13 protein-coding genes are annotated in these 12,209 nt (G+C 45.9%); 5 read left to right on the top strand and 8 right to left on the bottom strand.

Annotated elements, in window-relative coordinates:
- Positions 1 to 252 precede the first annotated feature (252 nt).
- From BLW49_RS08690 to phnE (BLW49_RS08675), 4 genes are all read left to right on the top strand, one after another.
- A complete protein-coding gene (locus BLW49_RS08690) occupies positions 253 to 1,359 on the top strand; it encodes a phosphate/phosphite/phosphonate ABC transporter substrate-binding protein (protein ID WP_256209667.1) in 1,107 nt (368 codons plus the stop codon).
- 116 nt (positions 1,360 to 1,475) lie between these two features.
- Positions 1,476 to 2,258, top strand: coding sequence for a phosphonate ABC transporter ATP-binding protein (gene phnC / locus BLW49_RS08685; protein WP_090724110.1), 783 nt, complete (start codon positions 1,476 to 1,478; stop codon positions 2,256 to 2,258).
- Complete coding sequence (phnE, locus tag BLW49_RS08680; protein WP_090724109.1) at positions 2,251 to 3,066, top strand: phosphonate ABC transporter, permease protein PhnE; 816 nt, start codon at positions 2,251 to 2,253, stop codon at positions 3,064 to 3,066. The genes phnC and phnE (BLW49_RS08680) overlap by 8 nt, the downstream gene beginning before the upstream one ends.
- Before the next feature lie 13 nt (positions 3,067 to 3,079).
- Positions 3,080 to 3,886, top strand: coding sequence for a phosphonate ABC transporter, permease protein PhnE (gene phnE / locus BLW49_RS08675; protein ID WP_076312732.1), 807 nt, complete (start codon positions 3,080 to 3,082; stop codon positions 3,884 to 3,886).
- A 149-nt stretch (positions 3,887 to 4,035) separates the two neighbouring features.
- Here phnE (BLW49_RS08675) and BLW49_RS08670 read toward each other — a convergent pair whose 3' ends face one another.
- Together BLW49_RS08670 and BLW49_RS08665 are read right to left on the bottom strand one after the other, a co-directional pair.
- Positions 4,036 to 5,622, bottom strand: coding sequence for a bifunctional metallophosphatase/5'-nucleotidase (locus BLW49_RS08670; protein WP_090724107.1), 1,587 nt, complete (start codon positions 5,620 to 5,622; stop codon positions 4,036 to 4,038).
- Between the two features lie 295 nt (positions 5,623 to 5,917).
- On the bottom strand, positions 5,918 to 6,400 hold the full coding sequence (locus BLW49_RS08665) for a GNAT family N-acetyltransferase (RefSeq protein ID WP_076312734.1): 483 nt from the start codon (positions 6,398 to 6,400) through the stop codon (positions 5,918 to 5,920).
- Between the two features lie 222 nt (positions 6,401 to 6,622).
- On the opposite strand from BLW49_RS08665, the gene xerS reads away from it, so the two are divergent.
- Positions 6,623 to 7,705 carry a tyrosine recombinase XerS gene (gene xerS, locus BLW49_RS08660; protein ID WP_076312735.1) on the top strand — a complete coding sequence of 361 codons (1,083 nt, stop codon included), beginning with the start codon at positions 6,623 to 6,625 and terminating at the stop codon, positions 7,703 to 7,705.
- Here xerS and mobB read toward each other — a convergent pair.
- From mobB to BLW49_RS08630, 6 genes are all read right to left on the bottom strand, one after another.
- Complete coding sequence (gene mobB, locus BLW49_RS08655) at positions 7,680 to 8,207, bottom strand: molybdopterin-guanine dinucleotide biosynthesis protein B (protein WP_090724106.1); 528 nt, start codon at positions 8,205 to 8,207, stop codon at positions 7,680 to 7,682. The genes xerS and mobB overlap by 26 nt on opposite strands.
- Before the next feature lie 16 nt (positions 8,208 to 8,223).
- Entirely contained in the window at positions 8,224 to 9,498 is a 1,275-nt protein-coding gene (glp, locus tag BLW49_RS08650; RefSeq protein ID WP_090724104.1) for a molybdopterin molybdotransferase MoeA, read from the bottom strand.
- A 177-nt stretch (positions 9,499 to 9,675) separates the two neighbouring features.
- Positions 9,676 to 10,431 (bottom strand): DUF4247 domain-containing protein, encoded by a 756-nt coding sequence (locus BLW49_RS08645; protein WP_076312738.1) that lies wholly within the window; start codon positions 10,429 to 10,431, stop codon positions 9,676 to 9,678.
- Between the two features lie 12 nt (positions 10,432 to 10,443).
- Positions 10,444 to 10,950 (bottom strand): DUF4178 domain-containing protein, encoded by a 507-nt coding sequence (locus BLW49_RS08640; protein WP_047910595.1) that lies wholly within the window; start codon positions 10,948 to 10,950, stop codon positions 10,444 to 10,446.
- 35 nt (positions 10,951 to 10,985) lie between these two features.
- Positions 10,986 to 11,390, bottom strand: coding sequence for a DUF350 domain-containing protein (locus tag BLW49_RS08635; RefSeq protein WP_076312739.1), 405 nt, complete (start codon positions 11,388 to 11,390; stop codon positions 10,986 to 10,988).
- Positions 11,391 to 11,518: 128 nt separating this feature from the next.
- Positions 11,519 to 12,187: a PspA/IM30 family protein gene (locus BLW49_RS08630; RefSeq protein WP_090724102.1), complete on the bottom strand. Its 669-nt coding sequence runs from the start codon at positions 12,185 to 12,187 to the stop codon at positions 11,519 to 11,521.
- Positions 12,188 to 12,209: the final 22 nt, after the last annotated feature.

Genomic DNA, 12,209 nt, shown 5'->3' with positions numbered 1-12,209 from the left:
TCTTTTTGAAATTCGACCATAGGTATAAAAGCGAAAATTGCGGCTCAACAGACAGATGATTTTACAATGTACTCGAAAAACACCACGAATCATGACTCAATATGTAGAAATTGATGGAAACCTAGCCAAATTTATAATCCCTCTGACACTACGTTTATAAATATATAACATTCCAAAGGTACAATGAGCTTGTCTTTCAAGATAGGGATACGCGCCTTGCCTTGAATAATCAAATCTATCGGGGGTTATGAATTGAAAAAAAGAAACATGCTTCTTACTACTTTTACTCTGGTTACCGCTCTAATTGCAGGCTGTGGCTCTAATGCCGGCACTTCATCACAAGAACCAACGGCGCCTACCACTTCACAGACTTCGGATAACACAGGAACATCTGGCGAAGCAGCCAGTACAACCCAAACCATTGATCAGCTCAAAATCAGCTTTGTTCCTTCCAAAGACCCGGAAGATATTATTACAGCAACGGACCCGCTTAAGGATCTCTTGAAGGAGCAGCTCTCTACACAAGGCTTTGAAGTTGGAGAAATCAGCATCGATGTAGGTACGACCTATGAAGCTGTCGGTGAAGCACTATCCGCAGGAACGACAGATATCGGCTTTATTCCCGGCGGAACCTACGCGCTGTATGATGACGGAGCTGATGTCATTCTGACCGCAACTCGTGCAGGATTGTCTAACGACTCTGATGCTCCAAAAGACTGGAATGAAAACAAACCAACGGAACCAACTAGTGAGCAAGCAACCTATTATCGCTCCCTGGTCATCGCAGGGCCATCTGCTAAAGGACAAGAGCTTGCTGAGAAAGTGAATAACGGCGAAGAACTCTCCTGGGAAGAATTGAATGACGCTAACTGGGCAGTTATGTCAACAACTTCTTCTGCAGGTTATATTTATCCAACGCTGTGGCTGCAAAGCAACTACCAGAAGAGCATCACGGATCTGTCCAATGTCGTGACATCCGATTCTTACGGCAGCTCCTTTGGCCGACTGGCTGCAGAGCAGGTCGATGTTATCGTTGCATTTGCTGACGCTAGACGCGATTACGCTGAACAATGGACTAGTGAATTTAACCGCACAAGCCCGATCTGGGATGAGACGAATGTCATCGGTGTAACCCAAGGAATCTACAATGATACAATCAGCGTGAGCAAGAACAGTGAAGTCATTACCGATGATCTCAAAGCCGCTCTTCAGGAAGCATTTATCGAGATCGCGAAGACAGAAGAAGGTAAGAATGTCATTGCTGTATACAGCCACGAAGGCTACCAAAAAGCTCAATCCTCTGACTATGACGGTGAGAGAGAAGCACAAGAGCTGATTCGTAACATGAAAAATCAATAAGATAAACGGAACCAAACCAAATAATATGCTTTTAAAAAAAGTGAGAGCATCAGGCTTCTAATGATGTTCTCCTTTTTCATCTCGGCAGCAAAAACCATAGGAATGGAGTTTGACCCATGATCGAGTTTATCAATGTACAAAAGACCTATCAGAACGGCACAACTGCACTGCAAAATATTAACCTCAAGATTGAGCAAGGCGAATTCGTTGCTGTCATCGGACTGTCCGGAGCAGGTAAGTCAACCCTCATTCGGTGCATTAATCGTATGCATGATATTACAGACGGACAGCTGTTTGTAGATCAAGTCGATGTATCCAAGCTAAGAGGCAAGCAGGTACGAAATTTTCGTAAGAGAATTGGTATGATTTTTCAATCCTTCAATTTAGTCAACCGAATCAGCGTGATCAACAACGTCCTTGTCGCCTTTGTCCCGCATCTTCCGATGTGGCGCAAGCTGACCGGAATCTTCACCAAAGAACAGAGAATAAAAGCACTCGAGGCTTTAGATAAAGTAGGCATTCTCGACAAAGCTTATGTTCGGGTAGACCAGTTGTCGGGCGGACAGCAGCAGCGGGTAGCACTTGCACGGACACTTGCCCAGAATCCTGACATCATCCTAGCGGACGAGCCGATCGCTTCCCTTGACCCGGTCACCTCCCGAATTGTGATGGATGACTTTAAGAACATCAATGAAACCTTGAACATCTCTGTCATTATGAACATCCACCATGTGGAGGTCGCACTCGAGTATGCGGAGCGTATTATCGGGGTTCGAGCAGGCGAAATTGTATTTGACGGTCCACCGTCTGAAGTCACTAAGGACACCCTGGATGAAATTTACGGCAGCAACCTCAAGGATGTTCCCCTCCCGGAGGAGGTGGCACTGACTCATGTATGATAAATTGTTTCCGCCAAAACAGATGGTGCTGGATAACGGCAAGGTCGTTATGCAAAAAAGAACTCGACTTCCGCTGATTCTTATTATTCTTGCGATTCTGACTGCAGCATCCGTTCAATTAACCGGCTTTGATCTTCAATTGCTATTTTCGAGAATCAAAAACTTCTTCAAAATATTAGGTGAAATGGTTCCTCCGAATTGGAGCTACTTCCCGAAGCTGCTGGAAGCACTTCTCGCGACACTGCAAATGTCACTGCTCGGCTCTATGATTGGAGCGATCCTCGCTCTGCCGTTTGCCCTGCTCGCTTCTTCCAACGTGATGAGGAACAAGGTGATCACTTCGATCTTCAAGATTATGATGAGCTTATTAAGAACATTGCCGACGCTGGTCACCGCCTTGATTGCGACCTTTATCTTTGGACTCGGACCTATGGCAGGCCTCGTCGCCATTATTTTATTCACGCTATCTTATGTCGGTAAGCTTCTATATGAGCAAATTGAGAACGTCGACATGGGACCTTTCCAAGCGATGGAGTCGATTGGAATGAATCGGGTGGAAGCTTTTCGCTATGCTATTTTTCCACAAGTGCTCTCCCGGTATCTATCTACATCCTTGTTCTGCTTCGAGGGGAATGTTCGCTATGCAGCCATTCTTGGTTATGTAGGCGCCGGAGGGATCGGTCTTCTCATCAAGGAGAACCTGGGCTGGCGTGATTATTCGAACGTTGGCATGATCGTTTTTGCACTGGTTATCACGGTTTATATTATCGAATCGATCAGTGAACATTTCAGAAAAAAGTTAACATGAGGAGATCCATGCTATGACAACCATTGAGAAGCAATTGGGTGCTTCCCCTCGGAATCATCGATATATTTTGACGGTTACCATTATTGTGCTGATTCTGTTCATCTGGTCACTAGACACCGTAAGCTTCGAGGACGTGAATCAAAAAGGAATTTCGATTGCATTAAATATATTAACAGGTATTGTTACTCCCGATCTCGAACTGCTGTTCAGTCTAACGGAGCAAGGAGTGCTCTACCTGCTGCTTCAAACGACAGCCATCGCCATACTGGGAACACTTGTCGGTGCCGTGCTGTCTGTTCCGCTCTCTTTCTTAGCAGCATCCAATATCGTGCCAAAGCCTATCGCTTGGCTGACAAGACTGCTGCTCATTATGATTCGAACGATTCCCGCGCTCGTATATGGACTTATGTTCATTGGGGTAACTGGACCCGGACCGTTTGCAGGCGTGCTGACCATCGGACTCACCTCTATCGGCATGCTGTCCAAATTGTATGTTGACTCCATTGAAGAACTGGACAAGCAGGTACTGGAATCAATGACCTCTCTTGGCTGCAACACATTTGAGAAGATCCGCTACGGTATCATCCCACAGCTCTTTTCACTGTTCCTGTCGGTGACAATCTATCGTTTCGACATGAATATGCGTGAAGCCTCGATCCTGGGTCTCGTTGGTGCAGGAGGAATCGGTGCTCCTCTTATCTTTGCGATGAACAGCTACCGCTGGAACCAAGTCGGCTCCATTCTGATTGGCTTAGTGATTTTTATCCTTCTTATCGAATGGATGTCCAATCGACTTCGCTCCAAGCTCGTTAATGGCTAATCTTTTGAATCAAATATACCCTTGAGCTAAGCAGATAAAGGTATTATGAAATCGATTCTTTTATATTAAAAAAATCATTGCAAGCCAAAAACCTCCGAATGCATTCGGAGGTTTCTTTACTATGTTCTGAGCGGGAGAGTACAGCTGGTTTAGTAGATAACTCTCCAATTGTTATTGCAGGAAGCATGTATGGTTTCTCGCTTCATGATATAGTCTGCCAAAATTTCCGTCATATCTGTCGGGATCTCCCGTACGACAGGCTTGTTCACCAGCATGGAGAAGTTCCCTCCCCCTCCTGCCCGATAGCTGTTCATGACCACTTCATATTCAGCGTCATCCGCTAATGGAGAGCCTTTGAATAACAGCTTCGTGACTCGGCTTCCTTCAGGTCTGGAAATGTCCAATTCATATTCGATTCCTTCCCACATGTCATAATTAAAATGCTGCGGCTTCGGTTGAAGATAGCTCTCGGAGGTTCTAAGACCTATTCCATTCTCATCCAGACTGAAATAACGAGCATTCTGTTCTAGTGCAGCCCGGATATCGCTGCCGGTCAGAAGCAGCACTTTGAGTGTGTTAGGATAAATATAATTAGAAACGACATCTCTCATCGTAATGTGCTCGGTGAACCCTCTCGCTTCATTGGTAAAAATCGCTGCACAGGAGATGGGTGCCCCTGTTGTCTCCATTTGTACCCGGTTAACGAACTCCGTAAAGGCATGATCCCTCTGTCTTGCGGCCATGGGATCTGCAATCGACATATCCCCTTCGACTCTGCCAATCGGCTGATCCAGCCATGTCTGAGTTCTTCGTTCACCTTCGGCAAAGATCTGAAGAATTTCAGGATCTGCCTGTGCATCCTCTGCATACAGAAGCATGACATTCCTGTCACGGATCACCCATCCACCTTCCGGCTTGCGGCTAAACATCAATTGCACCTTGGATATCGCCTGTCCTGAAGAGCCCGGCTGTACATAGATCACGCCGTTCAGCTCTCCGGTAAGCAGACGATGCTGATGACCTGTGAGCAGCACATCAACACCGTCAAGCCGCATACACATCTCATAGCCCTGATTCTCTCCTGTCAGAGGCTCCGTGGCGTCTCCTGTATGAGGGTCACGCTCAAACCCGCCGTGATAGCTTACGACGATGGCATCCGGGTTCTCCATCTCCCGAATGTGAGTTACCCAGCGCTGCGCGGAGGCAAGCGCATCCTCGAATGCCAGACCTTGAATGTTCGAGGGTTCCTCCCAGTTCGGAATATAGTGGGTCGTCACACCCAGAACAGCAATTCGAATGCCCTCCTGCATCTCAAATAGACGATAAGGCTGTCCAAACGCCGGCCGGCCATCCGTCTCATTCACAATGTTAGCGGAGAGATAAGGGCATTTCGTATCCCCCATCGTGCGCTGTAACAGGTCCAGCCCGTAGTTAAACTCATGATTGCCAATTATCGCTGCATCATATTGCAGCGTATTTAACACAGTCGCTGCAGGATGGACACCCTTCCTATCGTACTTGACATAATGATACATGAAGGGAGTCCCCTGCAATAGATCTCCATTGTCCACCAGCAGCAGAGACGGATCCTCCATCCTTTCTTTATGGATGAGCTCTGACAGCTTGGCAAAGCCGAGCGGCTTATCCCCCGGTCCCCGGTAGTCTGTTGGATAGATATGACCATGTACATCACTTGTCTGGAGCAGTGTAATCGTTACTGTATTTGTTGAATTCATTATTTTATGTATCCTCCCATGCTCTAAATGCGTAATACTCCCATTCTATTGTAAAAGAAAACCAATAACGCATCGTAAAGATTTGTTGATTTAAAGTTAATTATCCGTTTACAATGGTCCTCTGTATGCACACTAAAGAACCACCTTCCCTCATTACAGGAAAAGGTGGTCCTCACAATGCGCTATCTACTTGGTTTAAACAGAATCAAACCAGCCTTTTGCTCCGATTCTTTTTGTGATTCAAAAATATTTGTCTCAATCAGACCTGGACATACCACATGGACTGAACCGAGGTTCAAGTCACGAAATGCTGGCTTGGATTCCCTGACTCGGGGTGGAATCGCTCACGGAACTGGCCGTCCGTATACGAACCGATCACCTTCCGCCAGAAGGCCTGGGCAGCAACATTCGTACGGACCTGCGACACCTTCCATTCCCCCGGGAAGCGGCGGAACAGCTCCTGAGCTGCCCAGGTGCCAACACCGCTGCGACGATATTTTTGCATCACAAAAAACTCTGTCATATAGTAATCACCTTCACGGCGTTCGGACAATCGTTCAACTAGCGCAAATCCAGCAGGCACTTGTCCGCTTCGAATAAGAAAGGGGAACTTGTCCGAACGGATAAAATACTCGTTCAAGTTCGGATATTCGGGGAAGACACCATCACTGTTCACATCAATATCTAAATACTTGGTAAAATCATATAAATAGAATTGCATCAAATGCCTTATAACCTGGCTCTCTTCCCTGGATACAATGGTGAGGCTTAATTCCATTTTATATCACCCCGTGCTTGTTCTTTTTTATATACACTCTACGTCTATTAAACACGATTACACCGAGTCCATTCTACTAAACTATAAAACTTTCGTTTCTGACCTTCAAGCGTACTGTCTGATCTTCTTCCTTCTTCTAAGCCGGAGTGTTTTTCCTTTGAAAAATCAATGTGGTAAAATAAGGTCAATCCATAAATCTAATAAACCGGGGGTTACATTGCTATGCATATACAAAAAGAAACCGACCGCAAGAAGCTTGATGAACGTGTTGTAACCATGCCCTGGTTCGTTCAGCAATTCATTGACTACAAACTGCCGGACCTGTCACCCTCCACTCTGCTGGAGTATGTCAGGGATTACGATACATTTTTTACCTGGCTTCGTGCAGAGGGATTATCTGCGGCGGAGAAGAACTCGGATGTCACCTTGAAGGATCTGGAAGTACTCCGTATGGACAGTATCACAGGCTATCGGATCTACTTAACGACGAAGAGAGAAGGTGCGAATTCACGAATTACCATCTCCCGCAAGCTGTCCTCTCTTCGCTCACTCTTTCATTATCTCAGCCAGATTGCCGAGGATGAGGAGTTTTACCCGCTCCTGAAGCGCAATATTATGGCCAAAATCGAGATCAAGCGAGTTCATAAACCCAAGGATACAGCGGCCAAGCTCAAAGGTAAAATACTCGAGGAGGATGAGCTGCTTGAATTTATCGGCTACATATTAGAGGGATATGCGAAGGATGTCGAGAAGAACAAGCAAGCACTGTACTCCCATGAACAGAATAAGGAAAGAGATGCATGCATTGCTAGTCTTATTCTCAATTCAGGACTGCGGGTATCTGAAGTCGTGAATCTAAACGTTGATGATCTTGATCTTAATAACAAGGTACTTTATGTATACCGCAAGGGTAACAACGATGAGACCTTTAAGAATCCAGTCTATTTCCGAGAGCAGGCAAAAGACGATCTTCTCGCCTATATGCAGCTGCGGACACTTCGCTACCATACACCCAAAAGAGAAAAAGCACTCTTCGTCACGGTCCCCAATGGTCAAAAAGAAGGGAAACGCATGACAAAGCGTGCCATTCAAGCGATGATTATCAAGTATGCCAAACGCTTTGGGAAGCCTTATCTCACGGTTCATAAGCTTCGCCATTCCTTTGCGACCGACTACTATTTACAGAATGATATCTATAAGACCAAGGAGCAGCTGGGTCATGCCTCTACAGAAACGACAGAGGTCTATGCCCATCTAACCGACAAAACAATGTCCGAAGCTATTGAACGCCGCACCGAATCATAAAATTTGCAATCCCCGTGACATCGTCACGATTGTAACAGGCTGCCGATTCAGGCAGCTGTTCTTTATCCAGCCATTCTGACTCGGCAGCAATAACTGCTCTCACCTGTTCCAGCTTAAGTAAAGCAAGATCCTCTTGTTCTCGCACCATCAGCAGCTTTGGATAAGCTGCATTCTTGAAGCCCTCCACCAAAATGTAATCATAGACAGAGAATCGCTTGATGATATCCTCAAGCGATGCACTCCGTTTCTCGATGACCGCATGTCTGGTATCAGAAATGACTGCAACGGCTTCCGCGCCAGCTTCACTATATTTTCCACTGTCTGTGTTTGGATGATCTATATCAAAATGGTTATGCCCGTCATGCTTAATTACAGCCGTCGTATACCCTCGTTCTCTCAGCTCTTGCACCAATTTTGTAATGAGCGTCGTTTTCCCCGCATTCTTATACCCAATGACTTGCCAAATCCTCGATTGAACGCAGTGTGTATCATGAGAACTCATCCTGCTCCCCCTTCTTCTAGCATCCGGCTGCCGTGTTCAGCTTAAGCAGCTCTACGGAGTCCCCTGCCTTAAGCCCTTTGGATTCTGGACGAACTATAATGAGACAATCACTATCCTTAATTGTGACCATGACACTCGACTCGTCCACTTTTGCCGCAGATGCGTATACTTTTCCGTCCTTAATGCTTAATTTGCCCCGAACATAACGAGTGAAATTGTTTACCTTGGAATAATCTTCTCCTAAGGTTGCGGTCCACTTCTCCAAATAAGGCGAATCCGATGCCTGCATCATTCGAAGAGTCGGTCTTACAAATAACTCAAACCCGACATAACATGCACCTGGATTACCCGACAGGGCGAACAGTAATTTACGCTGCACGACAGCAGCGGTGGTCACACTGCCAGGCCGCATCATGACCTTGTTAAACAGCATTTCTACATCATCCTGCCGAACAAGATCGCCCATAATATCATAGTCCCCGACAGAGACCCCGCCGGTCGTTATAATTACATCGTATTTCTGTACCGATTCCTCCAGCATGCGCCGCGCAAGCTCAATATCATCCACGATCGAACCCAGCAGATGCGGTTCACCGCCGGCCTGCTTCACTTGAGATACGAGCATATAGCTGTTGCTGTTTCGAATTTTGCCGGGCTGCAGTTCTTCATCTACACGAAGCAGCTCTGTTCCTGTTGCGAAGACAGCGACCTGTGGCTTACGATATACCGGTACCTCATGAAATCCGAAGGTAGCAAGGACCGAAATTTCTCCTGCAGACAGCAGCGTTCCCTTTTTGATCAGCAGGTCACCTTCTGAGATTTCTAATCCGATGGGTGTAATATTGGTGCCGGCTGTGATAGAACGTTTAAAACCGACAGCCTTAGCTTCAGCTTCATTTCGGACCTCGGTAGCCTCAATCATAACGACCGCATCGGCTCCATCCGGCACTTGTGCTCCGGTCATAATTCTGGCCGCTGTTCCAGAGTGAATAACTTTATCTGACGCATATCCGCATGGAATCTCATCAATGACTTGAAGCCATATTTGATTCGTACCCGAAGCCTCATGAAGATCGCTGCTCTTCACAGCATATCCATCCATCCCTGATCTCCGAAAATAAGGGTAGGGGTGCGGTGCGTGAATATCTCGACTAATCGTACGGCCATGCACCTCATCAATACTTATGAGCTCCGTGTCCATCTCCTGTATATAACTCGTTATCATCTGCTGAGCAGCTTCGACTTGTATCGCTTTACGATTAAACTTGGGATCTGTTGATAGATTTGTCATCCTATACTCCTTATGTTTATCATCTTTTTCCAAAGTGTAGCGGCTTCTTACGATCCCTGCAAGGCCTGCACAGCCTGATTCCATAATTCTGTTCAAAAAAAGAGCTGAATCTAAAGTGCAAATGCACTTTAAATTCAGCTCAGTTCTTATTTGTTTGTGTTCCCTGTTTACCTTTACTTACCTTCGCCTTGTAATTCGCCCTGAACCAATTTTCGTTTTGGGCCGGCTGCTCTTCTTCGGAGATGAGAATATGCTTGATCCACTGCTCTTCCCTCGTTCAATCTTTCCTTTGCTAGAAGAAGAGGACGATGAGGAGCCTCGTTCGAGCACGCTGTTTCCTGAGGTTGACTTGCTTGTATCTCCTGAATCTCCCAGTCCTCTTCTAATAATGGATCCACTCTTGTTCGTCGTTAGTGGAGGTGCGATCGACTTATCGTTATCCGTCGGCGTCCGATACGTTCCTTGGGATGGTTTATAAGTCTTCTGAGTTGTGTAACCCCGATATTTCCCTGCGCCTTTTAACGAATCAAACATACTGTCGAGAATCGATGCCGTTATATAACCCTGGAGAAAAGAGGAGCTGTAGTTCTGTCTGACATATTCTTGCGAGTCCACTTCAATGAGCGTATCTTCCGGTGCTTCCGGGTCTTGCTGCAGATGATATAACTCATCAGGATATACTAGGAACATTCGCTCTGTATCCTGCGGAGATACTTCTTCCGGTGATCTCTCTTCCATCAGTTCATCTGCAACCTCAGGTACGGTCATACCCGCGGCACGATATACATACGAAGTTGAATTGCCACTGCCATTCACAGATTCGAGCGGGTAGCTCTCTTTGACCGCAGATGCTGTTCCACATCCACTAAGTACAGAGACGAATAAACTGAGGACAAGTACAATTTTGATCATGTAAAAAAAACGCTTGTTCATGGTTAACCTCTCCTAGGTTGCCCGAATAACTTTAACATCTGCTGGAATGATGTGCTCTCCCTCGTACAGCATAAAACGTCCATTTTGCCATTCAATCCTGAGCAGGTGATTGTCATCAGACTGATACTGCCAGACATGCTGCTCTCCGCTCTGGGAGAAAGGAGTTCTTCCTGTTGTCAGTACATGCCCTGCGTATTGTTCTTCCATATGATAATCTCTGTCATCAAGCTCTATTGTTGTCGGTACTTCATCCGGGCTGTCGAGTCGCCCATCAATGGGCTGGTACAGTCCGTAGGTGAGTCGTTCTCTCTCTTCTATATGCAGGTACGCAAGCTGATTGCCGTCTTGAAGCGTAAGCACAACTGCATTACGTCCACGATTCTGCACTCTGCCGACGACCTCGTAAGTGATAAGTGATACCTCGCATATATCTCCAGGAGCCAGCTGCAGCATGCTCTTCTCTTGCGGTTCTGGCTTTGGCTTCGACAGCAGATTCGTTACTCTTTTCCATATACTCATTATCTATCAATCCCCTATTTCTTACTCGATCCTAATTATAGTGAAGCCGAAATGATCAGTGCCCCTACCATATGCAGTGTTCCGGAGAACAACCCATATCCAATCTTGCCCTGCTGCATGCCTCCATCAATATCAAAGGCAGCGAACCTGCGAATAATGAAATGGACAACCGCTTCGATCACAAGCAGAATGATAAAAGAAATAACGGAGACGATTAATGCGTCTCCTAAATGATACGAAACAGATATCGACGATGACAAAATGTAGCCTTGTGCGAACAGCTTCATAATGAGTCTCGTTGTCACCGCCATATTGCCTGCCTTCACTTCTGCAAAATCCTTATACTTCGTAAACAGCGAATCGATATACATCAGTATAAAAAGCAATACAGCTCCCGATCCTGTCCATACCAGCATGCGTAAAATATCCATAAATTCCATCTTGGCCTACATCCCCCACTGTTCAAGATAACTCCTCATGAAAAACGAAGGAGAAACTTTAAAGGTCTCTCCCTCGCTTATATATGTGCTGATCCTGTTATCCATTCTTAGATTGATCAATAAAACGCTTATTTATTGTCGTATTGCTTCATCAGCGCAGCGAGTTCGTCCTCAACAGCCTGGTCTTTGCCAAGATTCTCAAACTCTTCGTCGAGAGATTTATCCTTCTTGTTCATTTCATTGCTTGCTTCTGCTAAAGCTTCAGCCTGCAGCATTTTATCTTCCATCCGTTTCAGACCTGCAGTTGCGGAATCTGAGCTAAAATCATTCATTGCCTTGTTAATTTCAGTTTGTGCTTTGGCTGCATTATATCGAGCTACCAGAGTTTCACGCTTGCTCTTCATTTCAGCGAGCTGCTTACGCATTTCCTCAAGCTTACTGCGAAGATTATCAGCGGCTGCCTTGTTCTGGTCATAACTTGTCTTGTACTCTGTAAGCTTCGCTTCTGCATTCTTCTTCTCTTCCAATGCACGACGCGCCAGATCAATATTCTGCGCTTTGGCAGCGGTGTGAGCCTGCTCTTCACGCTTCTTAACCAACGCTTCTTGTTCCTCGTACAGCGCTTTGAATTTCTTCTCTAGGGCAATTTGAGAGGCAACCGCCTTTTCTGCGTCCTCCAGGTCTTCCTGCATATCACGAATATATTGATCTGTTAATTTAATCGGGTCCTCTGCTTTATCAATTAGTGCATTAAGGTTAGACATCGTAACATCACGCAATCTTTTGAAAAACGACATTTCGTATTCCTCCCAATGGTTT

The sequence above is a fragment of the Paenibacillus sp. PDC88 genome (assembly GCF_900106725.1).
In the GTDB taxonomy this organism is placed as follows: Bacteria; Bacillota; Bacilli; order Paenibacillales; family Paenibacillaceae; genus Paenibacillus; species Paenibacillus shunpengii.
The sequence above is the reverse complement of the archived record's forward strand: the minus strand, read 5'-3'. Positions and strand labels throughout refer to the sequence as shown.